Below are 26,031 nucleotides of genomic sequence, written 5' to 3'. Positions count from 1 at the left end.
CGCGAGCGTCAGCGCCGGACATGGCCACCCAGTGGCCGAAGGAGTCGACGAGCGGCGAGGACTCCCCATGAGCTACGCGGATCTGCTGCGCGGCCCCCACGTGACCAGGCTGCTCCTGGGGACCCTCGTCGGCCGACTGCCGAGCGCGATGGCCTCGGTCGCCGTACCGCTGGCCCTCCGTCAGGCGGGGGCGTCGTACGGGTTCGTGGGCGTGGCCGTGGGGGTGTTCGCCATCGCCTCCGCGATCGGCGGCCCGCTGCTGGGCCGTCTCGTGGACCGGGCGGGCCAGCCGCTCGTCCTGCTGCCCACCGCCCTCGTGGCGGCCGTGGGCTTCGCGGTCGTGGCGATCGCGCCCGGCAGCCGCACGGCCGTCCTCGCCGGAGTCGCGCTCGCCGGAGCGGCCACGCCGCCGCTGGAGCCCTGCCTGCGGGCCCTGTGGCCGGACATCGTCGCGCCCGGGAAGCTGGAGGCGGCCTACGCCCTGGACTCCGCCTCGCAGGAGCTGGTCTTCGTCGGCGGGCCCCTGGTGGTGGCCGGCGGCGTGGCCGTCGCCTCGCCCGCGGCGGCGCTGTGGGCCGGTGCGCTCCTCGGCATCGCCGGAGTGCTCGTCGTCGCCACCGCCCCGCCCGCCCGGGTCTGGAAGGCGCCCGCCCGCTCCGGCGACCGGCTCGGCCCCCTGCGCAGCCGCGGTCTCGTCGTGCTGCTCACGGGCCTCACGGGCGCGGGCGTCGCCATCGGCACGCTCAACGTCCTCGTCGTCCACTACGCGGAGGACCACCGGCTGCCCGGGGGCGCACCCACACTCCTCGCGCTCAACGCCCTCGGCGCGCTGATCGGCGGGCTGGCCTACGGGGCCGTGCGCCACTGGCGGGTGGCGCCGCCGCGCCGGACGCTGCTGCTGATGCTGGGGCTCACGGCCGGGTACGGGCTGCTGTGCCTGCTGCCCGCGCCGCCGCTCATGGCCGGCCTGATGATCCTCACCGGGCTGTTCCTCGCACCCGTGCTCACCGTCGTCTTCGTGCTGGTGGGCGAGCTCGCCCCGGCGGGCACCGTCACCGAGGCGTTCGCCTGGCTGGTGACCCTGATGACGGCGGGCGTGGCGCTGGGGTCGGCCGTCGTCGGTACGGTGCTGGAGACGGCCGGGCCCACGTGGGCCGCCTCGTGCGGGGTCGCCGGGCTCGCCGTGGGCGCCCTGGTGATCCTCGCCGGGCAGGCGCACCTCGTCCCGGCGGTGCAGGAGGAGGCCGAGGAGGCGCCCGCCCGCGCCGCCTGAGCCGGTCCGGACCCGGGCGGCGGGCCCTTCCCCCGGATGGCCCAGCCCCTACGCCCGTATCTCCCACATCCCCCGCATCCCCCGCTTCCCCCGTTTCTCCGACCCCTTCCGTCACCGCCGTTGCAAACGGAATCTCCGCGGTCAGCCACTCGGCGGCATGGGCGTGTCGGAACGGTGGACGGTGGCGACACGCCGGTGCTACCAGTGCATTGGACGGATAATCAGGTCAGCCGGACCCCGTCCGTCGCGAGAAAGGGCCGGTCGCCATGGCAGAGACGGATCCATCGCCGGACGAGCGGGTCGGCTTCGTACGCCGCATCGGGCTGTTCCAGGCCACCGCCATCAACATGAGCCAGATGTGCGGCATCGGCCCCTTCGTCACCATCCCCCTCATGGTCGCGGCCTTCGGCGGCCCGCAGGCCGTCATCGGCTTCGTCGCGGGCGCGGTCCTGGCCCTGGCCGACGGGCTGATCTGGGCCGAGCTCGGCGCCTCGCTGCCCGGCGCGGGCGGCAGCTACGTCTATCTGCGCCAGGCCTTCCAGTACCGCACCGGGAAGCTGATGCCGTTCCTGTTCGTCTGGACGGCGATGCTCTTCATCCCGCTGGGCATGTCCACCGGTGTCATCGGCTTCGTGCAGTACCTGGGCTATCTGTGGCCGGACATGGGCCGGACACAGGGCGACCTGACCGGACTGGCCGTCATCGCGCTGATCGTGCTGGTGCTGTGGCGGCGCGTCGAGAACATCGCGCGGATCACGGTCGTGCTGTGGTGCGTGATGATCGCCTCCGTCGTGCTGGTGATCCTCGCCGCCTTCACCCACTTCAGCCCCGGCCGGGCCTTCACCTACCCCCCGGGCGCCTTCGAGCTGACGTCGAACCACTTCTGGATCGGCTTCGCGGCGGGCCTGACCATCGGCATCTACGACTACCTCGGCTACAACACGGCCGCGTACATGGGCGCCGAGATCAAGAACCCCGGGCGCACCCTGCCGCGCGCCATCGTCTTCTCCATCCTCGGCATCATGGCCATCTACCTGCTCCTGCAGATCGGCACGCTCGGCGTCATCGACTGGAAGCAGATGCTCGACCCAGCCTCGACCGCGTCCTCGTCCGTCGCCTCGGCGGTCCTGGAGGAGGCCTGGGGCAAGGGGCCCGCCCGGGTCGTCACCGTGCTCATCCTCGTCACGGCTGTCGCCTCGGTCCTCGCCGGGCTGCTCGGCGGCTCCCGGGTGCCCTACGACGCCGCCCGGGAGAAGGTCTTCTTCCGCCCCTTCGGGCGGCTGCACCCCAGACACCGCTTCCCGGCCCTGGGCCTGGCCGCCATGGGAGTCATCACGGGCACCGGGTTCCTGATCGGCCGTCATACGAACCTGGCCACGCTGATCCAGCTGCTCACCTCCGTGATGGTGATCGTGCAGGCCCTCGCCCAGGTCCTGGCCGTGACCGTGCTGCGCCGCCGCCAGCCGGACCTGCCGCGCCCGTACCGGATGTGGCTCTACCCGCTGCCGAGCCTGGTGGCGCTGGTGGGCTGGCTCGTCATCTACGGCTACGCGAACCGGAATTCCCCCGGCCGGCACCCCATCGAATGGTCCCTGGCCTGGGTCGGGGCCGGTTGCGTGGCCTTCGTGCTCTGGTCGCGCTACGAGAAGGTGTGGCCGTTCGGGCCGCGGGAGATCAGCGAGGAGTACCTGCACGGCGCCGACCCGGACACCGATCCCGGGACAACCCCCGGAACCGCCCCCGGAACCGCCCCTGACCTCACCTCGGGTGCGGTCCCTGACGCCAGGCCGGGCGAGGCTCCGGACGCCGACCCGGACACCGGGGTGCCCGCCGAGCGGTGATACTTGCATCCATGCCTGTTTCTGCCTCCCCTCACTCACCTCCCGCCCCGCACGCCTCCGCCGCCCCCCGCCGCAGGCTGTACTGGCACCGCCTCTTCTTCGGGCTGTGGTACCGCCCGGTCGAGATCCTGGACGAGGCGCGGGACCGGAGCGTGTGGGGGGCGGCGGCGTTCCTGTGCCTGCTCTGCGGAGCGCTGGGGACGGTGGGCAAGGACTCGTTCCGGGAGGGCTGGCGGGTGGGCCCCGCCCTGGCCCTGGAGGCCATGGCGATAGCCGACGTCGTGCTCCTCCTGGCCAGTCTGCTGCTGGGCATCGCCACCCAGGCCATCGCCCGCAGGCTCGGCGGCAACGGCAAGTTCGGCCCCACGGTCACGCTGTTCGTGGTGGTGTTCTGGGCGACGGACCTGCCGCGGCTGGCCCTGGACGCGTGCCTGCCCGGGGACTCCTTCCCCGTACGGGCGGCCGCCTGGATCACCTCGGCCTTCGGCTACGCCTTCGCCACCTTGCTGATCCGCGGTCAGCACCACCTGCCGACGCACAAGGCCGTGGCGGCGGTGAGCATACAGATGCTCGCGGCGGTCGCCCTGCTGAAGTTCCCTGCCGCCACGGTCTGATCCACGGCGAGTCGGTCCGGCTGCTGTCGCTGCCACGGTCACTGCGGCTACTGCGGCCACTGCGGCCGGGCGCCGGAAGAACCGGCCCGAGGGTTCGAAGGCCCGCCCGGTGCGACGGGGGATGCACACCGGGCGGGCTCGAGGACAGTTCTACCTCATCAAGGATGGGTTATGCACCAAAAACCTGTTCGGCTTTGCTGACTACCAACGAACAGGGAGCGAAATCAGGCCATGTGCGCGTATCGAGGGCCGCCGGGCGACGTCCTCCCGCGCCCCGTCGAGCGCGAGCCCGGGAAACCGCTCCAGCAGCGCTGCCAGCGCGGTTTCCGTCTCCATCCTGGCCAGCGGGGCGCCGAGGCAGTGGTGGATCCCATGACCCAGCGCGAGATGACCGGAACGATCACGGTTCAGATCCAGCCGATCCGGCTCGGAAAAGTGATGAGGGTCACGATTGGCCGACGCCAGGGACAGCAGGACGGTCTCCCCGGCCGGCACGGTCACGCCGCCGATCTCCACGTTCTCCAGCGGAAACCTGCGGATCGCGAGGGCCACGGGCCCGTCCCACCGCATGAACTCCTCGACGGCCGCTGCGAGTCCGGCCGGATTCGCTCGCAAAGAGTCCGTCAAGGCCGGGTGGTCCAGCAGCGCCAGGACGGAGTTGGCGATCAGGTGGACGGTGTTCTCGTAGCCCGCGAAGAGGATCAGAAAGGCGAGCGAGGTCAGCTCGTCCTCGGACAGCCGGTCGGCCCCGTCCGCCCCGTCCGCCCCATCGGCTCCGTCCCCCTCATCGCCGTCGCGGACCGCGATGAGGTCGGAGAGCAGGTCGTCGCCGGGGGTGGCGCGCTTGCTCGCGATGAGGCCGGTGAGGAAGCGCATCATGTTGCCGATGGCTTCCTTCATCAGGTGCGGCTGCGCCGGGTCCGGGGTGATCAGCGCGTCCGTCCAGGACCGGAAGTCCGGTCGCTGCTCCTGCGGTACGCCCAGCAGGTCGCAGATGACCGTGATGGGCAGCGGGCCCGCGTAGGAGGCCAGCAGGTCCGTACGGCCGTCGGCCTCGACGGCGTCGAGGAGTTCGTCGGCGATCCTGCGCACCGGTGCGCGGAGCTTGTCCACGCGGCCGGGGGTGAAGGCCTTGGCCACGAGGCGGCGTATGCGGGTGTGGTCCGGGGGATCCATGTTGAGCAGATTGGCGTCGAGCGCCGGAGGCAGGCTGAATCCTGCGTAGTTGCCCGGCGTGGCATTGCGCTTGTCCAGGGACAGCCGCGGGTCGGCGAGCGCCCGGCGGACGTCGTCGTAGCGGGTCACCAGCCAGGCGGGCCGTCCGTCGGGGCCGGTGATGCGGTGGACCGGGCCGGCCTCGCGCAGCCGGGCGTAGGTGCCGTACGGGTCGGTGGTGAGCGCGGAGGCGGTGGAGTTCTGCATGGCGCCCGACTCTAGAAGATCAAGCCGTCCTGCGCTTGAGGACCCCGCCGGAGGTGACGCGCACGGGCGGCGCCGGATCCGTCGTGGTGACGGACCCGGCGCCGGCCTGTGGCGCAGGCGGCCTTGACCCCCGTCCAGGGCCGCCTCGTCCATGGGCCGCGCGCCGTCAGGGACGGCGTGCCGCGCTCATCTCCCGTAGTTCCTCGAGGACGGCGTCGACCATCGGGTCGTGGTAGACGTCGGCGACGAGGGCCAGGTGTTCGTGTTCCTCCGCCGGATCGGCGCTGACGGTCACGACGACGCTGTCGGCGTGCGGGGCGGGGACGTGCCCGGTGATCTGGTTCTGCAGGCCGCGGCGCAGGGCCGCGGCCTCCACGACCGCGGCGAGGCGCCGCTCGTCGAGCGCGGCGCCGGTCGCCTTGCGCCGGGCGATGTCCAGGGCGGCGGGCTCGACGTGGCGGCGGACGCCGCGCTGGATGTCGCGGATCTCCGCCATCTGCCGGTTCGCCCGCCACTCCAGGTCCGCGAAGGGCCAGCGGCCCGTCAGGCGGTGCCCGGTGAGGGTGACCTCGGGGGCGTGGGCGGTGACGGCCTGCCAGAGCGGCTGCAGCCGGTGCAGCCGGCGCCAGGCGGAGACGCGGGGGCCGGCGGCGGGCAGCGAGAAGCCGAGGAGGACCAGCAGCGCGGCCACCGAGGCGCTCATCGGGGCGACGCCGTTCGACAGCCAGTAGACGTCGTGGCCCGCCCAGGTCAGCACGAAGCCGACGAGCTTGCACAGGCAGTAGAGCAGGCCGAGCCAGCAGCCCGCGGCGAGCGTGCGCAGCCCCTTGGCGAGCCAGCAGGGGCCGAGCTGGGCGGCGTAGCGCGGGCAGAGCGCGCCGAGCCCGGCGAGGCTCGTGCCGAAGATGGCCAGGTACAGCACCAGGAAGGCGACGACGCCGGGCGCGTGGGCGTAGGCGGTGCTGAAGTCGCGCGGGTGCTCCACGGAGTCGGGCCGGCCGACGGCGAAGCACACGATGGCGGTGGCCCAGGCGACGGCCACGACGGCGACGGCGATCCTGGAGCGCACGGCCGCGCGGGCGCGGGCCCGGGCGTCGCCGCGGCTGGTCCAGCGCAGGAGCAGCACCGTGGCGCCCGTGGCGAACAGGACCACGGCCGAGTACAGCAGGACCATGGCCAGGTTGGCCACGCCGGTCAGCCGGTCGAAGGCGCGGTAGACGCTGGGCGCGGAGAACAGGAAGACGACGGGGACGCCGGAGGTCATCAGGGCGGTCAGGCCCAGGTCGACGTTGCCGCGGTCGCGGAACCAGGCGCGGGCCTTGTAGCCGACGATGGCCCAGGCGACGGCGCTGAAGGTCAGGTAGAGGACGTCAAACACGGCCGCCTCCACCGTCTCCGCCGGCCCCGGCGTCTGCACCGTCTCCGGCGCTCTCCCGGATCTGCCGGCGGACGTGCTGCAGGGCGGGCCCGAGGGACGCGGCCAGCTCGGCGGCCGCGCCCTCCAGGCGGGCGTCCTGACCGGGCGGCGGGGGCACGACCTTCTCCATGAGCAGCGTGCCGAGGATCTCCGTCTCGCGCTCGGTGAGGTTGTCGTAGCAGTGGTGGCGGGCGAGGCCCATGGTCAGGCCCATGCGGCGCATGGCCGTGGCCACGTCGACCGAGGGGGTCCACACCTTGAGGGCGTCCTCGGTGACGGCCGGGTCCTGGTCGTGGCCGAGGAGGAGATGGCCGATCTCGTGCAGGACGATGTGGACCTGGTGCCAGGGGGAGGTCTTCTGCTCGTAGATGACCCAGTAGGCGTCGTCGGTGGTCGCGGTCATGCCGGAGACGACGCCGTCGAGGCTCATCGGGACCAGGCGGATGGGCAGGCCGACGCGGCGCGCGACGATGTCGCACAGGCCCTGCAGGTCGGTGGACGCGGGCAGCGCGAGCTCCTGGATGAGCTGCTTGCACCGGCGCCGTATGCGCCCCACTCGCATGCCTGCACCGTCCTCGTCCTCGCTACGCCGCCAGTAAGTGAAGAGCCGGTCATCCGCCGTAACGGTCACGGGCGCTCCTCACCACCCGCGTCGGGCGGGTCGGACGGAAGGTTCATCTGCTGCCGGAACTGGCAGATGATCGTCGTAAGGCTGTCCTGCACCTCCGGGGGCAGCCCCACCGAGCGCAGGGCGATGGCCCGCACCCGCTGGTCCCGCATGGCGACGAGGAAGCGGACCTCCTCCTCCACGCGCTCGGCCTGCGAGGCCGAGAGATCGCCCATCAGATAGCCGACGGGCACGGCGAAGAACTTCGCCAGCGCACGCAGCACGTCCGGGCTGGGGTTGGCGCGGCGGCCGTTGCGCAGCATCGACAAATACTGCTCGGTGAGGCCGACCTCGCCGTACTCCTCGCCGTTGGTGATCTCGTCGGCGACGTGACCGTTGGTGTACGGGGCGCCGGGCGGGTGCATGTTCGCGAACAGGTAGTTGAGCCGCGCCGCGAGCGGGCTGCCCGCGTCACCTGCCGACCTGTCGCCCCCGACTGCCATCCGCTCCGTCCTCACCGACCGACGTTCCGCCCCCACGGCTCCTCACGGCCAGTTAAGCCGAAGGCGCCTGCGAGAAGCATCCTGTCACGGCTCGAACCCCCAGCACTAGTCCGCCCGGTGTTTCGACTGGGTGACGGACTTAACCACGAGTTGATACCGGGCTTAACCATGTGCGGAGGACCGTACGCGCCCCCGGCGGCGCCGGCGCGGGCCGGTCCGCGCCCCCGGCAAGGAAGCGTCGAGGTCGCTGCAAGCATTCCGCCAGACCCCCCGGGCAGACCCGGCCCGAAGGAACACCGGAAGAACACCGGAAGACGACAGGCGCGGGCCCGCCGGGGAGGGCGGGGCCGCGCCGGGATTCATGGGGGAAGCTCTCATGTCTGACACTCACGGGCGGCCGGGTCCGCTGCCGGCGCCCGAGGACCGGTGGCTGACGCTGCCGGGCCGCAAGCGCGTCCTGGTCGTGGTGCACACGGTCACCTACGGGCAGCGGCTGCGCGACGTGTTCTCGCTCCTGGAAGGGGACCTGCGGATCCAGCTGGTCTTCACCGCCGCGCCGCACGCGCTCGGGGAGGGGACCGGCGGCTTCCTGCACGAGCTGGGGGCGGCCGCGCTGCCCTGGCAGGAGACGGTGCGCACCCGCTTCGACCTGGCCCTGGCGGCGGGATCGCGCGGCATCGAGAAGGTGCGCGGCCCGCTCGTCCGGCTCTCGCACGGAGCCGGACACATCAAACTGCTGCGCGGCGGGCGCCCCGCGCCGGCGGACGGACGGCCGGCGGGGATGCTCAGCCGGCAGTACCTGACCCGCGGCGGCCGGGTCGTGCCCGCCGCCATCGCGCTGGCCCACGAACGCGACCTGGCGGAACTCGGGCGCTGGTGCCCCGAGGCCGTACCGGCGGCCGCCGTGGTCGGGGACCCGTGCTACGACCGGATCGTCTCCAGCCTGCCGCTGCGGGACGCTTACCGCCGGGCGCTGGGGGTGGGCCGGCGGCAGCAGCTGGTGGTCGTCACCACCACGTGGGGGCCGTCCTCCTCCTTCGGCCGGTTCGACGCGCTGCTGCCGCGGCTCATCGGCGAGCTGCCGCCCGACCGCTACCGCGTGGCCGCGCTCGTGCACCCCAACGTGTGGGCGGGGCACGGCGGCCGGCAGATCCGCACGTGGCTTGCGGGCGTCCGGGCGCGGGGGCTCGCGCTCGTGCCGCCGGAGACGGACTGGCGGGCCCTGCTGGTCGCGGCGGACTCGGTCATCGGCGACCACGGTTCGCTGACCTCGTACGCCACGGTGGCTCCCCGCGTCCCGGTGCTCGTGGCCCGCTTCCCGGAGGACGAGGTCCATCCGTCGTCCCCGGCGGCCGCGCTCGCCCGGACCGCGCCCGCACTCTCGCCGCTGCACCCGCTGGAGAGCCAGCTGGAGTACGCGGCGGCGGAGTACCGGCAGCGGGAGTACGAGCGGGTGGCCGCCCTGATCTCCTCCGAGCCGGGCCGCTTCAACCGGCGCATGCGGACGCTGATGTACCGGCTGCTCGGTCTGGGCCAGCCCGCGTACGCGCCGGTCACCGAGCCTGCGGCGGTCCCACCGCCACTCGACGGCGGGACGGCCCGGCGGACCGCGGGGCCGCGCACATGATGCCGGGTCACGTACGCGCCGTCGTCCGGCCGGGAAGGCGCCACCGCGGCGCGACGGTCCTGCTGGACGGCGTCCGCTGGACGGTGCGTCCCGGTCCCGGCGGCCAGCCGGCCAGGGACGTCCACTGGAGCGTGGACCCCGACGGGCGGGCGGCTTCCCGCTGGGCCGGGAGCGCCGACGTGCTGCGGTGCGGGCGGCCCTCGCCCGGGCCCGGCGCGGCGTCGTTCCGGGCGATGAGGCTGCTCGCCCGCCACACGGGCTGCCTGCTCACGGCCGTGCCGGTGGCCGGCGGCGGCCTGGTGATCGGGGTGCGCGGCGGACGGCTGCTTACGGTGGAGTACGGTCCGGTGCCTTGCGGTCCGTACACGGGCGCCGGGGAGGACGAAGTCGCCGTCCTCGCCTCGTACGTGCACGGCCGGCTCGTGGCGGGCCTCCCGCTGGAGCGGCTCGCCGGGCTGGCCGTCGAGCGTGCGGGCCGGGTACTGGGGCTGCGGGAGGTGCACCCCGCCGGAGGGCTGTGACGGGGCTCGTCTCCTGGGACCGGCTAGGAGGGCCCCGCGCCGGGGAGTTCCCCGAGCCGGGCCCTCAGCCGGGCGGCGTCGGAGGGGCTGACGGGTGTGTACAGGGCCAGGGAGCGCGTGAACCAGCGGCGGGCTTCCGCCGTGTCGCCGCGCTCCCCGGCCACCAGGCCGAGCATCTCCATGGTGCGTGCCTGCCAGTGGATGGATCCGGATGCCTCGAAGTCCTCCAGGGCCCGGTGCAGTTGCCGGACTCCGGCGTCCGGATCTCCGGCGAGGGCGGTGGCGCGTCCCAGGTGGGCGAGGGCGCGGGAGGCCTCGTAGCTCTCGCCCTCGGCCACGAGGTCGTCGTAGGCCCGGGACAGGTGGTCCACCGCCTGCCGGGGGCGGCCCCGGGCCGTGGCCGTCTCCCCCAGGCACACCCGCGAGAGGGCTGCTCCGCGCCCGTAGCCGATGGCCTCGCGCAGGGCGAGGGCGCGGGCGAAGAAGCCTTCGGCGCGGCCCGGGTCGTCCTTCAGCTGATGCGCCTGGCCGAGGCCGTGCAGTGCCTGGGCCTGCTGGCGTTCGTCGCCGTCCTCCACGGCCCGGCCGAGGGCGTCCGTGAACCACTGCACGGCCTCGTCGGGGCGGCCTGCGTTGCACAAGCCGCCGCCTCCGGACGTCAGCATCCTGGCCGTGCCGGCGCGGTGGCCGTCCCGCAGCGCCGCCGCGAGTCCCGTCTCGTGGGCCTCCACCCACAGGTCGTAGGGGCGTAATCGCAGGAACAGGGGCCACATGGCGTCCGCGAGCTGCCAGGTGCTCGCGTCCCAGCCCCTGCCGGCCGCGAGCCGCATCGCGGCCATGAGGTCGTAGCGGTGCCCGTCCAGCCAGGCGAGGCCTCCGTCGGCGCTGCCGAAAGGTGCCGGGCCGGCGGGCGGGTGGGCGTAGGAGCGCGGCAGCGTGCGGTGACTGGGGGTGAGGAGCTCCTCGGCGGACGTGGCGGTGGCGAGGCAGCCGTCCACGAACCGACGCAGCGTCATCTCGCGTTGCTCTGCCGTCTCTTCGCTCTCGGCGCGGCGGGCGGCGTGGAGGCGGACGAGGTCGTGGAAGCGGTAGCTGTCGACTTCGTTCTCCTCCAGCAGGTTCACGTCCGCCAGCAGATCGAGCAGGTCCTCGGCTTCCTCGGGCGTCACCGCGCAGGCGGCGGCGACCAGGTGCGCGTCGTACTGCCGGACCGGCAGCAGGGCCATGGCCCGGTAGGCCCGTGCGGCCCGCGCGGGCAAGGCGTCGTAGGACTCGTCAAGGGCCGTTCGCACCGCGGCCTCTCCTTCCACGCTGAGTCCGTCGAGGGGGCCGCGCCCACGGGTCAGCGCAGAGGCCAGCGCCGCGACCGGGCGCCGCGGCCGGGAGGCCAGCTGGGCGGCGGCGAGACACAGGGCGAGCGGCAATCGGCCGCACAGGGCGACCACTTGGCGTGCGGCCTCGCTGTCCCGCTCGACGCGGTCGCCGCCGACGGCACGGGCGAGCAGCTCCAGCGCGGCCGCCGGTTCGAGCATGCCGACGCGGTGGAAGCCCGCGCCGTCGACGACGAGTCCGGTGAGCCGGTATCTGCTGGTGACGACCACCAGGGTGCCCGGGGTGGCGGGCAGCAGGGCACGCACCTGGGCGGCGGAGAAGGCGTTGTCGAGCATCACGGTCAGCCGCAGGCCGGCCGTCAGCGATCGCCACAGCGCCGTCCGCTCCTGCGCGGCGGCCGGCACGGAGCCCGCGCCGAGGGCGCGCAGGAAGCCCGCAAGCGCCTCGGCCGCATGGGCCGGCCCGGCGGAGGCGTGGCCGCGGAGGTCCGCGTAGAGCTGCCCGTCCGGGAATTCGGGCGCGGCGGCTTGCAGCCAGCGGGAGACGAGAGCGGTCTTGCCGACGCCTGCGGGGCCGCTCACGACGACGATCTGCGGCGCGCGGCCGGGCTGGGCGGTACGCAGCGCGTCGAGCGTCCGGAGGTCCTCGGCCCGGTCGGTGAAGTGAGCGGGGACGGGGAGAAGTTGGCGTGGTGTAGGGGGTCGCCGGGGCGGCGGGGCGTGGTGCAGGTGGATCCCGCCGTGGACGTCCCGCGCCTGGAGGCTCGGTCCCTCGACCCGGGTGTCGCCCTGAAGGACGTTCGTGTGCCGGGCTCCGGCTGCGGTGCCCCGCCCGGCGTGCGCGTGGAACCACTGCCGCAGGGCCTCGCCCAGGCGGGCGTCCCCGGTGTGCCCCACCAGCGCGGCGGCGAGCGCGTGCAGGCTCTCGGGCGAGCCGGTGAGCCCTGCCGCGCTCCAGGCCGCGGCGAGGGCGGCGTCCTGCTCCCGGGCGGCGGCGGTCAGGCGCTCCAGGGCCCGCCAGGCGGCGCCGCCGGGCGGCAGGCCTACCGCCGGTCCGGCCCCCATGAACACGTCGACGAGGTCTCGTTCTCTCACCGGATCCGTCGCTCCCCTCTGCGCCGGGCGGATATGACGCATGCACATGGCCTATCCATCTGGCAATGCCTGACCGAAGAACTACCCATCCCGTGCGTTTTCGATCGTCCCCCTGGGAACCGCAATCGATTCACAGCCACTCGTGCGCAATCTGGCACCAGAGTTTGACGCTGTGTCATGCTCATCCTCCGAGTTGGACGTCCCGGCGGAAGGGGCGCAGGTGGAATTCCGGCTATTGGGCACCGTCGAATTGCGGGCCGGTGAACGGCGCAATGGGCTCGGCTCCGCAAAGGCCCGCTGCACGCTCGCGGCCCTCGCCTACGACGTGGGCCGCCCGGTGAGCCTGGACACGCTCGTCCACCGCGTCTGGGACGACGATCCTCCGCAGCGGGCCCGGGACAACCTCTACACCTACGCGTCCCGCATCCGCTCCGCCCTGCAGAAGGTGGGCGGGGACGACGCCCCGGCCCTCACCTCGTACGCCCACACCTACATCCTGGAAGCCGACCCGGAGACCGTCGACCTGCGCCGCTACCTCGGCATCACCGCCCGCGCCCGCGCCCTCGCCGAGAGCGGCGACCCCGACCGGGCGATCCGGCTCCTGGACGAGGCGGCCCGGCTCTGGCGGGGGGAGCCGCTGGCCGGGCTGTCCGGCTCGTGGGCCGAGCACGTGCGCTCCACCGCCGAGGCCGCGAGCGTCTCGGCCACGCGCACCCGCGCCGTCCTCACCATGCGCCTGGGCAACTTCGCGGACGCCGTCGCCGGGCTCTCCGGACTGGCGCGCCGCTGCCCGACGGACGAGTCGCTGGCGGGCCTCCTCGCCCTGGCCCTGCACGGCAGCGGGCGCACCGCCGAGGCCGGCCGCCTCCTGCGCCGGGTCACCCACGCCTTGGTCACCGAGCACGGCACGGACCCGGGCGAGGAGCTCCAGCGCGTCCAGCAGGGGGTGCTGAACGGCGTCCCCGCCATCCAGCTGCTGCCCCGCACCGGCGGCCCCGGCCCCGGCCAGGAGCGGGCGGCCGTACCCGACAACCTGCCCCACGACGTGCCCTGGGTCGGCCGCGCGGAGGAGCTCCACCGGCTCTCCACCGCCCTCGCCCCCGGCCCGGACGGACCGCGGGCCGTCGTCCTCCTGGAGGCCATCGACGGCATGGGCGGCGTCGGCAAGACCGCCCTCGCCGTGCACGTCGCCCACGAGTTGCGCGAACGCTTCCCCGACGGCCGCATCTACCTCAACCTGCGGGCCCACGCCACCTTCCAGGAGCCCATGGGGCCGCAGGACGCGCTCGGCCAGCTCCTGCGGCTCCTGGGCGTTCCGGCCGGCGGACTGCCCCGCACCCTCGACGAACTGACCGCCCTGTGGCGCACGATGCTCGCCGACCGGCGCGCCATCGTCATCCTGGACGACGCCGCCGGACCGGAACAGATACGGCCGCTCCTGCCGGGCGCCACGCCCTCCCAGATCATCATCACCAGCCGGCGCCGGCTGGCGGGCCTGCCCGGCGTCCGCCCCATATCCTTGGACATCCTGCGCCGGTCGGAGGCGGTCGCCCTCTTCCGTGACCGGGTCGGGCCGCGCGAGCCGCAGGACGAGGAGGGGGTGGCGGACGAGGCTGACGGGGCTGACGAGGCGAACACCTCCGAGATCGTGCGCCTGTGCGGCCACCTGCCGCTCGCCATCGAGATCGTCGCCAGCCGCTTCCTGTCGCACGGCTCCTGGACCACGCACGACTTGATGACCCGGCTCGCCCGCAGCGACCGGCTCCCGGAGATCCGCGACGGCCACCGCGACCTGGCCCGCACCTTCGACTTCTCCTACCACTCCCTGACCGCCCTCCAGCAGACCGTCTTCCGCAGGCTCAGCCTGCACATCGGCGCCGAGTTCGGGGCGTACGCGGCCGCGGCGCTCACAGGCCTGCCGCTCGACGACACCGAGCGGGTGTTGGAAGACCTGCACAACTACCACCTGCTGCAGGAGCCCACGCCGCACCGCTACCGGCTCCACGACCTCCTGCGCGAGTACGCGCGGGGCCTCGCGGCCGCCGAGCCGGCCGCCCGCGCGGAGGACGAGCAGGCCGTGCACCGGCTGCTCGCCTTCTACCTCCACTGCGCGGACCGGGCGGACCGCGTGCTGTACCCGCACCGCATCCGGATCGACGTGACGTCGGTGCTCGCGCCCGCCGAGTCCCCGACGTGGATCGACCCGGCGGGCCCGCAGGAGTGGTTCGCGACGGAGCGGAACAACCTGCTCGCGGTCCTCGGCCACGCCCGCGGGAAGGACACGCCTCGCGAGGCGGCTCTGCTGGCCAACGCACTCGGCGGCTTCCTCGAGGAGGACGGCATGTGGGCCGTCGCGCAGGCGGCGCACCGGGACGCCGTCGCGCACTGGCGCGAGACGGGAGACCGTCAGGCACACGCCCGGGCCCTCAACGACCTCAGCGTGGTCAGCACGCACACCGCCGACTACGACGAGGCCGTACGACACGCGAACGAAGCACTCGCCGTCGCCCGTGCCTGCGGCGACGCGGAGAGCGAACCGGAGGCCCTGCAGCGGCTGGCCCTGCCGTACGCCTACACCGCACGCACCCACGAGGCCCTCGCCTGCCAGCAGGAGGCGCTGACCCTGCTCATGCGCACCGGCAACCGGCTGCAGCAGGGACGCTGCCTCAACAATCTGGGCATCATGCTGCTCGACTCAGGTCGCTACAACGACGCCGCCGAGTGCTTCCTGGACGCGCTCTCGCGCTTCCGCGAGGTCGACGACCGGCGGGGGCAGTGCAAGATCCTCAACAACCTCGGCGAGATCCACGGCATCCTCGGCCACCGGGAGCGGGCTGTCCGCTCGTACACGCAGGCACTCGCCCTGGCCAAGGCGACGGGGAACCGCGGGTATCAGGCGACGATCGGGATGAACCTGGCACGGGAGCTCCTGGACTCCCAGGACGTGGAACACCCGCTGGCCCTGTGCCGGCAGGCCCTGGCCACGTTCCGCAGCATGGGCGAACGACGCCACGAGTCCATCGCACTCAACACCTTGGGCCAAGCGCTGCGCCGCGCGGGCCGCGAGGACGAGGCGCTGGCGCACCAGTCCGCCGCCCTCACCCTGGCCCGCAGGATCGGCGCCACCCACGAGGAGGCGTACGCACTGCGCGAACTCGCCCTCACCGAGCTCTGGACGGGGCGGCTCCGCCATGCCGCCGAGCACCTGGCGGCCGCGCTGACCATCCACCGGGCCGCGGGTGCGCACCTGGAGGAGGCGACGACGCTGGAGGCGCTGGCGGAGCTGCAGGCGCAGAGCGGTGACCCTGCGGGAGCCCGGAGGGCTCGACGGGAAGCGGAAGGAATCCGGGAGAAATTGAGCGAGCCGCTTCCTGATCCTTCGCGGCCAACTCCGATCACATTCGATCAGTTGGATCAAGGGGCTTAACCGGCACTGACCGGAGTTGTAGCTTCTGCGTCAGCCGCATCACTCTTATTGCGGCCGCATGCATGGGCATGCCTCGAAGCCACTCAGGATCAAGAGGAACAGAAACGTGAAGAAAGCACGCCGGTTCACCCTTGCGGCCACTCTCCTTCTCGCTGTTGCCGCCCCGATAGCCGCAGCCGCACCGGCCTCCGCCCTCTCCAGGGTGTGCATAGCCTCCTGACCCACCCGTAGTTCACTCCGCCGGGGCCGCCCCACCGGGGGCCCCGGCGGGCCCGTCGCCGGGCCGAGTCGGTGAGATGGCCGTTCGATTCTCCGTCCGGCTCGGAGGCTACGGTGGCGCCCGCGGCGTGTCCCACGTCCTCGTGAATCCTGTCGCGTCCTGCCCTGTCCCCCCGGCTCCCGCCCGTAGGACGATGACAGGCTCGCCTCGAGGAGGAGACCGCCCATGCCCAGACGCTGCCTCTCCCACGGATGCCGCTCCCCCCGAAGACCCCGAAGACCCCGCAGACCTCACAGATCCCGCACCCCGCGCGGTCTGGCCGCCGCCCTGCTGTCCGGGCTGCTGACCATCGTCGCGACCGGCCCCGGCGCGGTCGCCGCGGGCGGGCCGCCGGGGCGCGCCGCTGCCGAGGCCGAGGCCTACTGGACGCCGGAGCGTATGACGACCGCCCTACCGGCCGGCCGGGCCGCGGGAGGAGCGGTGAGCCGGGCGCATGGCGGGCCCGTGCCGCCCAGTCGTCCCTTCGACGGGCTGCCGCAGGTGGGGACGTTCTTCTGGACCGACGGGGACGACACCGGCCGGTTCTGCGGCGGTACGGTCGTGCGCAGCCCGCACCGGGACCTGGCAGTGAGCGCGGCGCACTGCCTGCGCTCGCCGGATCCCAAGAAGCGGCTGACGTTCGTTCCGCAGTACCACGACGGGCAGAAGCCCCACGGGGTCTTCCCCGTCGAGGCCGTCTACATCGACCAGCGCTACTACGACCTGGGGACGGATCGCGGCGCCCGCTGGGACTACACGGTGCTCCGGCTCGGCGAGCGCGAGGACGGCGTGAACGTGCAGAGCGCCGTCGGCGGCTTCGAGCTCGCGATCCGGCCGGGGTACGCCCACCGCAGCGTGCGGCTCATCGGCTATCCGGGCAGCAGCGACGCCAAGTACCCCAAGCCGCTGGACTGCTCCTCCTCCACGCACCGCTACACCAGCACCGATCCCAACGCGCCGGGCGACTTCCTGGAGATCGCCTGTGCGGGGTACGTCGGCGGTACGTCGGGCGGGCCGTTCCTGGTGCGCGGGGCGGGCGGGTACGCGCTGATCGGCGTGATCGGCGGCTACCACACAGGGGGCGACACCCCGGACATCTCGTACAGCTCGTACTTCACGGAGGACCTGCTGGAGCTGTATGCGGCCGCCGTGGAGGGCGACCCTCCGGCGAGCCGGTGAGGCGGGGACCGGCCGGTCCCCGCCTCACCGCCCGCGCGGGAGCGCTCCTGCGAGGGCGCTACTGCTGTGCGGGGCGCCGCGGGTGGCGCGTCAGCACGTAGCCGCCGATGGCCGCGAGCGCACCGAGCACGGCGCCGCCGACGGTCCAGGCCCAGCGGTCCGACCACCAGCTGCCGTTCCAGCCGTCCTCCGGCTCCTTGACGGCCGCGGCGTGCAGCGGGGTCACCTCGCCGCCCTCGGCGCGGGCCCCGCCCGCCTCCTTCGCCGTCGCCTCGACCTCCGCCTTCACCGGCAGGCCGTGGTCCCGGTCGGGGGCGTCGGTGAGGGTGAGGCGGATGTAGTACGCGCCGGGCAGCGGGTCGTTCGCCCACCGCTCGGACCACGGGCGGACGGTCCGCAGCGTGCAGGTCAGGGTCACCGTCGCGTCCTGCTGGGAGGCGCGCTTCGTCGGCTCGCCCGAGGCGCAGGCCTGGCGGCGGCGCAGGCCGTCGTAGACGTCGAGCTGCCAGACGGCCGAGCCGTGCCGCGTGGACGCCTCCGGCAGGTTCACGGTGGCCTTCACCTGCGGCTCCTGGCCGGCTCCGGCCGGGAACTGCCAGTAGAGGTAGTCACCGGTGGAGGCGTCGGCGGTCGCCTTCTGGCCCTGCTTGAGGACGGTGGCGGTGCGGAAGCCCGTCCCGGCCTCCGTGGGCGCGCCGTCCACTCCGTCCTCGCCGGCCGAGGCGCTCGGGCTCGGGGAGGCGGCAGCGGCGGCGCCGGCCGAGGTGAACAGTGCGGCGGCGGCGAGCAGGGCGGCCGAGGCCGCCCGGGCCGTACGGGTGAGCCTCATCAGTTCGCCCTCCACACCGTGACGCGCCAGCGGGAGACCCAGCCCCACACCAGCCCTGCGATCAGCCCGGTCAGGGCCAGGACGGCCAGCAGCACCCAGCCCCGGCCGAGGCCGAAGGCGGCCACGTCGGAGGGGTTGTCCGGGGCGTCCACGAGGTCGACGGCCAGCTCGACGGGCAGGCCCGGGTCGCGCTTGACGCCGGCGGGGGCGGAGAAGGAGCTGGAGACCTCCAGGCAGACGGTCCGCGGCTCCTTGCCGTCCTCCTTGGCCTTGTCCTTGTCCCCGGCCTGGCCGTAGGGGTAACGGAGGCCGGACGAGATGACGTCCGTGCGCCCGCTCCCGGACTCCGCACCGCGGACGAGCTCCTGGCCGCCTTCGCTCACGGCGCGCACGAGCACGCCGTAGTCGCGGTCGACGGCCCGGTCCGCGCCGATGCTCACCGAGGTGCGCAGCTCCTGACCGGGCTTCACGTTGACGCGGTACCAGCGGTGCTCGGAGAACGTCTCGCGGTCGGTCCACAGGCCCGCGCCGATCTCGGGGGCCTTGGCGCACGCCTCGGCGCCCCGGACGGGCTTCGGGGTCTCGACGGGCGTCTCGGCCCGGCGCACGAGCTGCTTGATCCGGCCGGACAGCTCCTTGGTGTGGCGGACGGTGCTGTACGTGCCGCCGGTGGCCTCGGCGATGCAGCTGAGCTGCTCGCGGGTCTTGTCGTCCTGGGCCAGGCCGAGGGTGTCGATCGTCAGGTGCGTGCCCTTGGCCGCCAGTTCGCGGGCCACGTCGCACGGGTCCGGCTGGCCGCAGGAGTCCTCGCCGTCGGTGATGAGGACGATGCGGCGGGTGCCGCCGTCGGTGCCGAGGTCCTGGTCGGCGCCGCGCAGGGCGTAGCCGATGGGGGTCCAGCCGGTGGGCTGCAGCGTCGCGACGGCGGTCTTCGCCTCGGTGCGGTCGACGGGGCCGACGCGGTAGAGCTGCTTGCTGTCGCGGCAGCCGAGCTCCTTGTCGTCGCCGGCGTAGTCGGCGCCGAGGGTCCGGATGCCGAGCCGGACGTCCGCCGGCACCGCGTCGATGACCTCGTTGAACGCCTGCTTCGCGGCCGCCATGCGGGTGCGGCTGCCGCCGTCGACGTCCTGGGCGCGCATCGAGCCGCTGACGTCCAGCACCAGCTCGACCTTCGGGGAATCCTTCGGGGGGCCGTCGGCGGCGTTCGCCGGCGCGATGCCCCCGGCCAGGGCGGCGAGGAGGGCGCAGGCGCCCGCTGCCAGCCGTTTTCTGATGATCATTGGAATGATCCTAGTGATCACCGGCCGGGGGCCCAACTCGAAGTACCCGGGGTTACCGGGCCCTTACGCGGGTGCCGGATCGAAAATCGCGCGGATCGCGTCGATGTCCCGCGGACTGAGCCCGATCCTCTGGCCGATGACGGCATTGGGGTCGGTGGGGGTGATGGTGTCCCGTCCGTTCCGGGAGAACGCGTCCCTCGGGTAATGCATGATCGACCCGTAGTCGTACGGACCGACGTCGTCGCCGTCCGCGATGTGCTGGTCGAAGTTGTGCTCGAACCCGGGGATGATGTTCTCGAAGTGGATCGTCACGAACCGGTCCCGGTCCTCGCGGCTCTGCTCGTGCCACAGCCCCACGGCGTGGCCGATCTCGTGAATGGCGTTGCCGGTGCTGCAGTTGCCGCCGAGGGTGATGTCCTGGCGGCCGCCCCGGCGGCCCACGAACGACGAACAGCCGTTGCCCGGTACGAACCGCACGTAGTCCGGCTGCCCGGCCCGCCGCGGGAAGCGCATCTGCGTGCGCGACTCCCAGTGCGCGACGGCGTCGGTGACCCGCTGCTGGTTCGGCAGCGCGGGATCGATCTCGAAGGGCACCACGTGGTTCGGCCAGCGGACGCCCGGCCCTACGACGACCACCGCCGACTGCGGAAGCCCCCTTTCGGGATGGAATTGCGCCGCCTCCGTGCGCCGTTCGACCTCGGCCGCCGTACCGAGGACGATATCCCCCTCGAATACGGCCAGTCCGTCGATCTCCACGTACTGGACGGCCCGGATTTCGAAGGTCGCGCCGGCGATCAGCGCGGTCTTCACCGTCTTCCCCGCGGGCGCGGAACGGAATTCACCGCGGCCCGCACCGGCATCATTGGTCTCAGCAGGGGACATGGTTCCACCCCGACTTCCGTCAACCTTATAGGTCTCAATTCCGGAAAATACTGAGAGATATGCTGTCTGACAAGAGGTGAGGCGTATGTCCGTTGCGAACCCCGCGGAAATCGAAGTGGAAGTGACCTTGGCACCGGGCGCCGCCGCGCCCCGGAGGCCACTGACCCTCCACGTCACCGTGGAGGACACGAGCACGGCCGACGCCCCGTCCCGCACCGTGGCCCACACCCGCCTCCCCCGCATCCGCCTGGACCACCCCCCGTACCCCCGCGTACGCCTGACCTTCCCCCCACCGCCCCCGGGCTCCCGCTACACGATCCGCGCCCACGCGGACCACGACGACTCGGGCACGATCACCCCGGGCGACTGGATCACCAGAAAAAGCCACCCGGCAACACCCCCGAGGGTGACCGTGGAACTGTCACCGGTGCCCTGACCCGGCGTCGCGCACTCCCAGCAGCGCCGCCAGGGTGCGGCGGCCTTCGGCCCATTCGCGCAACCGGTCCCTGTCCACACAGTGGATGCCGTGACGCTCGCCCCAGGCCCGCGCATCGCGGGTGAAGCCGCCGTTCGTCACCACCACGGCCACGTCGGCTCCGTGTACGGGTCCGGCGGTCCCCTTCACCTCGTACATCACGCGGGAACCCACCCTCCCGCCGATCGCGGTGTGCTTGCACTGGGCGACGAACACCCGCCCGTTCCGGTCCCTGCCGATGACGTCGGCCGCCTGGTCGCCCCGGCTGCCGACATGCCGCGCTGCGATGCCGTCCCGCTCCATCAGGTCCCGTATCGCCAGCTCGAACTGACCGGGCGAAAGTGCGTCCACGTGCTGCAGGGACAGTCTGAGCACCCCGGGGACCCGCCCGGCTCGGCGCCGTACCCGGCCCGGGGCGGCGACGAGCCACCAGCAGGCTGCGGCCGGCGGGACGCCCAGGACGAGGAGCCAGGCGTACGCGCCGAGCCCGGCGAGCAGCCCGAGCAGGCGGTGCACGATCAGTGAGAGGAAGAGGAGCGCGACGAGCGCGGCCGTCGTCTCGGCCCGGGTACGGGGCGGCCGGAGCCGTCTCCCGCCCAGAGCCCGCCGGGGTATCACCGGGACTCCGCCGAGCCCGCCGAGGGCACGGGCCGGGGGCCGTGAGGCGTGTACGGCTCCTCCGCGGTGCACCCGTTCAGCAGGCCCCAGCACAGGAACGCGGCGAGCGCGAGGCCGAACCATACGCCGCTCGTACGGCGCCTGGGTGCGGGCGTCCGCACCCAGTGCCCGCGCCGGTAGTACCTGCCCCCGGCCATCAGGCCTCTCCTTCCGGTGCCGTCATGACGCGGATGCGCTCGGCCGTGGCCATGGCCAGTTGTTCCCGCTCCTCCACGGAGAGCCGGTTGAGGACCTCATGGATCACGTCGCGCTCGGGGGACGGCGCTTCGGCGGCCCTCGGATGATCGGTGACCCACTCCAGGACGTGCCGGACCTCGTTCGGATGGTGCAGCAGCCACAGGGCGGCGAGCGCATCGGGTCCCGTACGCACCGCCTGGAGGTAGAACTCGTACTCCTCGCGCCGCTGCGGCGACCACAGCTGAGGCGGGGCGCTGTCGCCCCCGCCGACGGCCCCCGGCAGCTCGAACGCCGGCGCCGTGGTCTCCGCACAGCAGGCCAGACCCGTGCCCTCCAGGGGCTGCGGCCGCGACAAGTACTGAGCGACGTGGTGCGGGGTGAGGTCCTGTCCCGTGGCCCGGGCGCGCGCGGCCATCGTCTGCAGCAGTCGGTCCAGGTGCCCGCTGACGGTGGCCCAGGGATCGGCGGGGCCGGGTCCGCTCAGGACCACCCGCGCCGGGTCGGCGACCCACCAGGTGATCTCCAGCATGGCCGGTTCGGCGCCGACGGGCAGCTGCCACACCCCGGTGCGCGGGCCGGTGTCGACGAGGTACGCCTCGTCGTACCCACCCGCCAGGGCCTTCAGCAGGGACAGCCGCTCCGAGGGCTCGGAACCGGCCCGCCCGCCGGTCTCGACCAGCACCAGCGCCATGTGGTCGAGGTGCGAGAGACGGAAGCGGACGAGCTCCCGGAGGGGGCTGCGCCGGCCTCGGGTCCACAGCGGTGCGGCCGGGGCGGCGACAGGATGGTAGACGGTCGTGGTCATGCGTGGCCTCTCTGTGGTGTGCCTGTCCCGCGCCACTGCGCGAGGGCCAGGCTGGCGCGTTCGGCGCCGGGGGCGGGCACGGCGCGCTCGAAGTCGGTGAACAGCCGGAGGACACCACCGCGCAGGTGCGGGGCCAGCGCCTCCATCAGCCGCTCCACGGCCGGTCCCCTGCGGGGGTCGGTGGCCGCGCGCCGCTGCCACTCCAGGAGAGCGGCGCGGGCGTTGTCGAAGCTCGTCGGTTCCATGAGCGCGGAGCGGATCAGTTCCGTCCCCGGGGGCGCGTCCCCGGAGAGCAGGTGAGCGCTCCACCACTCCCCCGCCTCCCTCACGGTGGCCGCCGTCTTCAGCAACTGGGCGACGGCCGCGCATGCCGTACGCCTGGCTGCTCCGGCCGGGCGCGACCACTGGACGAGGGCGTCGACCACCCGTGGCCGGAGGGCGGGTTCGGCGAACAGCGAGAGCAACGCCCGCCGGACCGCCGATTCGACGGCGTCGGATCCGTCGTCCCGCGCGGTCACCGTGGTGTGCAGCAGGGCAAGCGCCACCTCCGGACGGGCCAGGCCGAACTCCGTGGCGCACGTCAGCGCCGCGGTGCAGCGCAGGGACTCGGAAGCCGCCCGGGACCAGCCGCGCAGCCGGTTCTTGACGGCGGTGGCCAGGACGGGGTCGGCCGAGGCGGAGCCGAAGGCCCGGGCGGCCATCCGCCAGTCACCGGGCCTGCTCGAGGAGGCCAGCTGCTCGATGGGGGCGAGCGCCCCGTCGCCCGAGCTCCACTGGGCGAGCCGGCCGAGGATGAACCCGGCGCGATCGGCGCGGGGCCGGTGGGCCGACGACGTTTGCTGCAGCCATTGCACGAGCAGTGCACCGGCGTCGCGGTGCTCGCGCCAGACGAGGTCGAGTACGGCCCGGCCTTGGAGGTGCCGGGTGAAGGCCACGGGTTCGACGGCATAGCTGTGGGTGGAGGCGGCTCGTACCTCCCGGGGACCGCGGTCCGCCTCGATGGCGGCCAGGCGCTCTCTCCTGGAGCGCAGGAAGACAAAGCCGGGGTTCTCCACCGGGGTGGCGGGGGCCGCCTCCGGCGGGGCGGCGTCGAGGCGCCCGGCGGCGACCTCCAGCAGCCGCCGGGCCTCTTCCTCGACGACGGTGTGGTCGAAGTGTTCGAAGACGCAGGTGGCGAGGAGCAGGGCGAGGTCGTCCGGGCTGTCACGGACCGAGCGCAGCAGCTGGGGAGCACGGTCGGCGGCATGGAGGCTCAGATGCCGGCCGATGGCCGCCGCCTCGGTCGTTCCGTCCGCGATCCGGACGATCTCGGAGACGAGCTCCACGACCTGGGACGGTCCCGGCTCACGCTGCAGGGTCTCGTCGAGGAAGCCCGCGGGAAGAGCGGCGAGGACCGGCTCCCGTCGTTCCGGGGCGGGTAAGGCGGTGATCAGTTTGGCGTCCAGGACCGCTCGCGCAGGTGGTGGTGTCGCTCGGACGGGATCGACGTGCAGGACGCCCTTCAGATGGGCGAGAACCTGCGGTGTCTGCCGGATGACGATGACCAGGCAGGCCTCCGCGCGGTCGAGTTGCCTCCTCAGGTTGTCCAGCGCGATGCTCGTGAGGGCGAGGGTTCGTGGTTCCAGGAGACCGTCGATCAGGTAGCCACGGGCTCCGGTTTCTCCGACGGTCCACGTGGCCAGTTCGACGTCGGAGTCGATGGCGCGCAGCGCGAAGCTTCCGGTATGCCGTTGCAGCAGGTTCAGCGCGGCGGTGCGGCGCCCGCTGCCCGGCGCGCCGACGAGGAAGACCACGCGGCTGCGGGCCTTTTCGAGGGCTTCGCCGAACCAGTCCGGTTCGGCGAAGCCGCTCATGGCCGCCGCGGTCTGCTCGGCGGAGATGTCGCCCTCGCGTCGCTCGACGGCGTCGGCGGGAAGCGGGGCGCCGGGGCCGCCGTCCACGTCGGAGTGCAGGTGCTGGCCGCCGCGGACCATGCCCGCCAGGCTCACGAAGCCCTGGTTATCCCAGATGTTGATGTTGTGGAAGTGCTGGGTGAAGGCCGTGCTCGCCTCGTCCGTCGGGGGCGGTGGCGCGGCGGGTGCCGACGGGTTCATCACTCGGTCTCGTCACCGTAGTTGTTGGTCTGGTGCTGACCGCCGTGCACGTCCCCGTGCGAGACGAAGCCTCGGTTCTGGTGATACGTAACGGTGCTGCCGGTGCCGGGTCGGGCCGCTGGAGTCCGGGGTGCTTCGGCGGGCGCGGACGGCGTGCCGGCTGCCTGCTGTTCGCCCAGGATCCGCCGGTCGTAGAGACCCCCCGAGGGAGCGGGAACATGGAGCCAGGCACTCTGCTGAAAGTTCTTGTCCTCGACCGTGGCCGCCACCTCGATGAAACGGTCGGGGTGCAGTCGCGTGTAGCCGGAGAGGACGGCGTCCTCGAAGACGCGCTGGGAGAGGATCGCCGCGACGTGGGTGGTGTTCTCGCTGGAGCCGGCCAGCATGGCTCTGACCGGCCGCGAGTCGAGGAGCCTGTGGGTGTCGTTGCGGGGCGTGCCGTTGCCGTCGCCCGGTGCTCCGGAATCGGGCAGCGGCCCGACGTGGAGGCTGACGCGCAGGCGGAGGCCGCCGGTGGCTGTGGCGTGGATGTTGTAGTCGGTGAGCAGTTCCTGCAGTTCGATCAGGAACGGATGGATCACTCGCGGAAGGGCCGTGGGGTCGAAGCCGAAGACGAATCCGTCGCCGGTGTTGTTGGCGAACCGCTGGTCCTGCCACAGCTGTCCCAGGCCGGCGCGTTCGAGGGCCTGTTGCAGGAGCTGCGGGATGAGGGGCGTGATCCTGACGTGCTCGACCGCAGGCCTGCCGGTGAAGTCCTTGGCGTCCACGGCCAGGATCCCGCGGTAGGGCGGCAGGTCCCGGCTGATGCTCCACGGGGCCGGGCCGCCGGGGGGAAGGCCGGTGCTGGGCATGGGTGACTCCTCTGTCCGAGGCCTTGCCCGGCGCGCGGAATGCGCCGGGCGGGTGCCTCAGATGCTCGTGGAGCCGCTGGCAGCGTTGTGCACCGCGAGTGCACAACGCTTGTGGCCTGCGTCACTCGGCCGTTACTCGTCCGTATCGGCGGCCACCGCCCGCAGGCCGTCGATGTCATGGATGACGATGCTCTTGCGCTTTCCGGCGACGATGCTCTCGCCGATCTCGCCCAGCCTGCTGCTCACGGTGTTGCGTGAAACGCCGAGGTACTGGGCGAGTTCGGCCCGGGTGACGGCCAGTTCCAGACCGTCGGGGGACACCGTCTCGCCGGCGGCCGCGACGAGCGCCAGCAGCGCCCCGGCCAGTCGCCGGCAGGACCCGCCGTAGCCGGACCGGGCGCTGTCGGACTCCGCCAGCCGGATCTGGGCGTGCTCGTGCAGGGCGGGCCACAGGCCGTTCCCGTCGACGAACTTCGTGAACCTGTCCTTCTCCACGACGGCGACCGTGCACGCGGAGACCGACTCGACCGTGGCCAGCCGGGCCACCCCGCTGTGTGCGGCCGCCGCCTCGCCCACCACGTCACCCGTGCCGCGGAAGGCCAGCACGCGCACCCGCCCGTCCCGCTCCACACGGGTCACCTTGACGGTGCCACGGATCAGCGCGAGCGCATGTGTGCCGGGGTCGCCCTGACGTAACAGCACTTCCCCGGCGCGGTGCGATCGCACGTGCCCTTCTTCGAGCAGCCCGGCCCAGGGTGACGGCCCGATCAGCTCGGCGAAGGTCACTCCCAGGGCACGTGCCGGCCGCTTCCGCCCCTCGTGCGGTTGCCCACCCATGGGGCAGC

22 protein-coding genes are annotated in these 26,031 nt (G+C 73.1%); 8 read left to right on the top strand and 14 right to left on the bottom strand.

Translation table 11 applies throughout. From position 1 onward, the window contains the following. Positions 1 to 67 precede the first annotated feature (67 nt). From FGW37_RS27515 to FGW37_RS27505, 3 genes are all read left to right on the top strand, one after another. Entirely contained in the window at positions 68 to 1,273 is a 1,206-nt protein-coding gene (locus tag FGW37_RS27515) for an MFS transporter (RefSeq protein ID WP_179083517.1), read from the top strand. A 266-nt stretch (positions 1,274 to 1,539) separates the two neighbouring features. Beyond that, positions 1,540 to 3,114: an APC family permease gene (locus FGW37_RS27510; RefSeq protein ID WP_179083516.1), complete on the top strand. Its 1,575-nt coding sequence runs from the start codon at positions 1,540 to 1,542 to the stop codon at positions 3,112 to 3,114. Between the two features lie 11 nt (positions 3,115 to 3,125). Continuing rightward, positions 3,126 to 3,728 carry a YIP1 family protein gene (locus FGW37_RS27505; RefSeq protein WP_179083515.1) on the top strand — a complete coding sequence of 201 codons (603 nt, stop codon included), beginning with the start codon at positions 3,126 to 3,128 and terminating at the stop codon, positions 3,726 to 3,728. A 201-nt stretch (positions 3,729 to 3,929) separates the two neighbouring features. On the opposite strand, the gene FGW37_RS27500 is transcribed toward FGW37_RS27505, so the two are convergent. The 4 genes from FGW37_RS27500 to FGW37_RS27485 form a co-directional block, all read right to left on the bottom strand. Further along, positions 3,930 to 5,150, bottom strand: a complete 1,221-nt coding sequence (locus FGW37_RS27500) for a cytochrome P450 family protein (protein WP_179083514.1) — start codon at positions 5,148 to 5,150, stop codon at positions 3,930 to 3,932. Positions 5,151 to 5,316: 166 nt separating this feature from the next. After that, entirely contained in the window at positions 5,317 to 6,528 is a 1,212-nt protein-coding gene (locus tag FGW37_RS27495; protein ID WP_179083513.1) for an MAB_1171c family putative transporter, read from the bottom strand. Then, positions 6,521 to 7,198: a hypothetical protein gene (locus FGW37_RS27490; protein ID WP_179083512.1), complete on the bottom strand. Its 678-nt coding sequence runs from the start codon at positions 7,196 to 7,198 to the stop codon at positions 6,521 to 6,523. Before FGW37_RS27490 ends, FGW37_RS27495 begins: the two co-directional genes overlap by 8 nt. Continuing rightward, a complete protein-coding gene (locus tag FGW37_RS27485; protein ID WP_058042726.1) occupies positions 7,195 to 7,677 on the bottom strand; it encodes a helix-turn-helix domain-containing protein in 483 nt (160 codons plus the stop codon). Before FGW37_RS27485 ends, FGW37_RS27490 begins: the two co-directional genes overlap by 4 nt. 376 nt (positions 7,678 to 8,053) lie before the next feature. On the opposite strand from FGW37_RS27485, the gene FGW37_RS27480 reads away from it, so the two are divergent. Both FGW37_RS27480 and FGW37_RS27475 read left to right on the top strand, forming a co-directional pair. Then, entirely contained in the window at positions 8,054 to 9,304 is a 1,251-nt protein-coding gene (locus FGW37_RS27480) for a hypothetical protein (protein WP_179083511.1), read from the top strand. Continuing rightward, positions 9,301 to 9,825, top strand: a complete 525-nt coding sequence (locus FGW37_RS27475; RefSeq protein WP_179083510.1) for a hypothetical protein — start codon at positions 9,301 to 9,303, stop codon at positions 9,823 to 9,825. The genes FGW37_RS27480 and FGW37_RS27475 overlap by 4 nt, the downstream gene beginning before the upstream one ends. Before the next feature lie 23 nt (positions 9,826 to 9,848). Here the strand turns inward: FGW37_RS27475 and FGW37_RS27470 are convergent, their stop codons facing one another. Further along, on the bottom strand, positions 9,849 to 12,251 hold the full coding sequence (locus FGW37_RS27470; RefSeq protein WP_246430597.1) for a tetratricopeptide repeat protein: 2,403 nt from the start codon (positions 12,249 to 12,251) through the stop codon (positions 9,849 to 9,851). Between the two features lie 172 nt (positions 12,252 to 12,423). On the opposite strand from FGW37_RS27470, the gene FGW37_RS27465 reads away from it, so the two are divergent. Beyond that, positions 12,424 to 15,678 carry an AfsR/SARP family transcriptional regulator gene (locus tag FGW37_RS27465; protein ID WP_179083509.1) on the top strand — a complete coding sequence of 1,085 codons (3,255 nt, stop codon included), beginning with the start codon at positions 12,424 to 12,426 and terminating at the stop codon, positions 15,676 to 15,678. A 445-nt stretch (positions 15,679 to 16,123) separates the two neighbouring features. Then, positions 16,124 to 17,116, top strand: a complete 993-nt coding sequence (locus FGW37_RS27460) for a trypsin-like serine peptidase (protein WP_179083508.1) — start codon at positions 16,124 to 16,126, stop codon at positions 17,114 to 17,116. A gap of 58 nt (positions 17,117 to 17,174) precedes the next feature. Here the strand turns inward: FGW37_RS27460 and FGW37_RS27455 are convergent, their stop codons facing one another. The 3 genes from FGW37_RS27455 to legP all read right to left on the bottom strand — a co-directional run bounded on the left by FGW37_RS27455 (position 17,175) and on the right by legP (position 20,107). Next, positions 17,175 to 17,945, bottom strand: a complete 771-nt coding sequence (locus FGW37_RS27455; RefSeq protein WP_179083507.1) for a hypothetical protein — start codon at positions 17,943 to 17,945, stop codon at positions 17,175 to 17,177. Further along, on the bottom strand, positions 17,945 to 19,225 hold the full coding sequence (locus FGW37_RS27450; protein ID WP_179083506.1) for a VWA domain-containing protein: 1,281 nt from the start codon (positions 19,223 to 19,225) through the stop codon (positions 17,945 to 17,947). Before FGW37_RS27450 ends, FGW37_RS27455 begins: the two co-directional genes overlap by 1 nt. Positions 19,226 to 19,288: 63 nt before the next feature. Next, positions 19,289 to 20,107 (bottom strand): Dot/Icm T4SS effector Zinc-dependent metalloprotease LegP, encoded by an 819-nt coding sequence (gene legP, locus FGW37_RS27445; RefSeq protein ID WP_179083505.1) that lies wholly within the window; start codon positions 20,105 to 20,107, stop codon positions 19,289 to 19,291. Between the two features lie 85 nt (positions 20,108 to 20,192). On the opposite strand from legP, the gene FGW37_RS27440 reads away from it, so the two are divergent. Beyond that, positions 20,193 to 20,543 (top strand): YbaY family lipoprotein, encoded by a 351-nt coding sequence (locus FGW37_RS27440; RefSeq protein WP_179083504.1) that lies wholly within the window; start codon positions 20,193 to 20,195, stop codon positions 20,541 to 20,543. Here FGW37_RS27440 and FGW37_RS27435 read toward each other — a convergent pair. The 6 genes from FGW37_RS27435 to FGW37_RS27415 all read right to left on the bottom strand — a co-directional run bounded on the left by FGW37_RS27435 (position 20,529) and on the right by FGW37_RS27415 (position 26,023). Then, positions 20,529 to 21,200, bottom strand: a complete 672-nt coding sequence (locus FGW37_RS27435; protein WP_246430596.1) for a restriction endonuclease — start codon at positions 21,198 to 21,200, stop codon at positions 20,529 to 20,531. The two genes, FGW37_RS27440 and FGW37_RS27435, sit on opposite strands and share 15 nt — an antisense overlap. Next, complete coding sequence (locus FGW37_RS33505) at positions 21,197 to 21,397, bottom strand: hypothetical protein (RefSeq protein ID WP_246430595.1); 201 nt, start codon at positions 21,395 to 21,397, stop codon at positions 21,197 to 21,199. Before FGW37_RS33505 ends, FGW37_RS27435 begins: the two co-directional genes overlap by 4 nt. Beyond that, on the bottom strand, positions 21,397 to 22,242 hold the full coding sequence (locus tag FGW37_RS27430; protein ID WP_179083502.1) for a hypothetical protein: 846 nt from the start codon (positions 22,240 to 22,242) through the stop codon (positions 21,397 to 21,399). Before FGW37_RS27430 ends, FGW37_RS33505 begins: the two co-directional genes overlap by 1 nt. Beyond that, positions 22,239 to 24,335 (bottom strand): hypothetical protein, encoded by a 2,097-nt coding sequence (locus FGW37_RS27425; RefSeq protein WP_179083501.1) that lies wholly within the window; start codon positions 24,333 to 24,335, stop codon positions 22,239 to 22,241. Before FGW37_RS27425 ends, FGW37_RS27430 begins: the two co-directional genes overlap by 4 nt. Further along, positions 24,335 to 25,186 carry a hypothetical protein gene (locus FGW37_RS27420; RefSeq protein WP_179083500.1) on the bottom strand — a complete coding sequence of 284 codons (852 nt, stop codon included), beginning with the start codon at positions 25,184 to 25,186 and terminating at the stop codon, positions 24,335 to 24,337. The genes FGW37_RS27425 and FGW37_RS27420 overlap by 1 nt, the downstream gene beginning before the upstream one ends. Before the next feature lie 132 nt (positions 25,187 to 25,318). Continuing rightward, complete coding sequence (locus FGW37_RS27415) at positions 25,319 to 26,023, bottom strand: Crp/Fnr family transcriptional regulator (RefSeq protein ID WP_179083499.1); 705 nt, start codon at positions 26,021 to 26,023, stop codon at positions 25,319 to 25,321. Positions 26,024 to 26,031 lie beyond the last annotated feature (8 nt).

The organism is Streptomyces rectiverticillatus, assembly GCF_013394065.1.
GTDB lineage: Bacteria > Actinomycetota > Actinomycetes > Streptomycetales > Streptomycetaceae > Streptomyces > Streptomyces rectiverticillatus.
This window is presented reverse-complemented; position numbering and strand designations above follow the sequence as displayed.

What these genes read in the sequence shown, in the direction of transcription:
- legP (WP_179083505.1), bottom strand. Translation starts at nt 20,107, where the DNA reads ATGTCCCCTGCTGAGACCAATGATGCCGGTGCGGGCCGCGGTGAATTC.
- FGW37_RS27475 (WP_179083510.1), top strand. Translation starts at nt 9,301, where the DNA reads ATGATGCCGGGTCACGTACGCGCCGTCGTCCGGCCGGGAAGGCGCCAC.
- FGW37_RS27440 (WP_179083504.1), top strand. Translation starts at nt 20,193, where the DNA reads ATGTCCGTTGCGAACCCCGCGGAAATCGAAGTGGAAGTGACCTTGGCA.
- FGW37_RS27505 (WP_179083515.1), top strand. Translation starts at nt 3,126, where the DNA reads ATGCCTGTTTCTGCCTCCCCTCACTCACCTCCCGCCCCGCACGCCTCC.
- FGW37_RS33505 (WP_246430595.1), bottom strand. Translation starts at nt 21,397, where the DNA reads ATGGCCGGGGGCAGGTACTACCGGCGCGGGCACTGGGTGCGGACGCCC.
- FGW37_RS27460 (WP_179083508.1), top strand. Translation starts at nt 16,124, where the DNA reads ATGCCCAGACGCTGCCTCTCCCACGGATGCCGCTCCCCCCGAAGACCC.
- FGW37_RS27425 (WP_179083501.1), bottom strand. Translation starts at nt 24,335, where the DNA reads ATGAACCCGTCGGCACCCGCCGCGCCACCGCCCCCGACGGACGAGGCG.
- FGW37_RS27415 (WP_179083499.1), bottom strand. Translation starts at nt 26,023, where the DNA reads ATGGGTGGGCAACCGCACGAGGGGCGGAAGCGGCCGGCACGTGCCCTG.
- FGW37_RS27450 (WP_179083506.1), bottom strand. Translation starts at nt 19,225, where the DNA reads ATGATCATCAGAAAACGGCTGGCAGCGGGCGCCTGCGCCCTCCTCGCC.
- FGW37_RS27480 (WP_179083511.1), top strand. Translation starts at nt 8,054, where the DNA reads ATGTCTGACACTCACGGGCGGCCGGGTCCGCTGCCGGCGCCCGAGGAC.
- FGW37_RS27455 (WP_179083507.1), bottom strand. Translation starts at nt 17,945, where the DNA reads ATGAGGCTCACCCGTACGGCCCGGGCGGCCTCGGCCGCCCTGCTCGCC.
- FGW37_RS27500 (WP_179083514.1), bottom strand. Translation starts at nt 5,150, where the DNA reads ATGCAGAACTCCACCGCCTCCGCGCTCACCACCGACCCGTACGGCACC.
- FGW37_RS27510 (WP_179083516.1), top strand. Translation starts at nt 1,540, where the DNA reads ATGGCAGAGACGGATCCATCGCCGGACGAGCGGGTCGGCTTCGTACGC.
- FGW37_RS27430 (WP_179083502.1), bottom strand. Translation starts at nt 22,242, where the DNA reads ATGACCACGACCGTCTACCATCCTGTCGCCGCCCCGGCCGCACCGCTG.
- FGW37_RS27485 (WP_058042726.1), bottom strand. Translation starts at nt 7,677, where the DNA reads ATGGCAGTCGGGGGCGACAGGTCGGCAGGTGACGCGGGCAGCCCGCTC.
- FGW37_RS27515 (WP_179083517.1), top strand. Translation starts at nt 68, where the DNA reads ATGAGCTACGCGGATCTGCTGCGCGGCCCCCACGTGACCAGGCTGCTC.
- FGW37_RS27420 (WP_179083500.1), bottom strand. Translation starts at nt 25,186, where the DNA reads ATGCCCAGCACCGGCCTTCCCCCCGGCGGCCCGGCCCCGTGGAGCATC.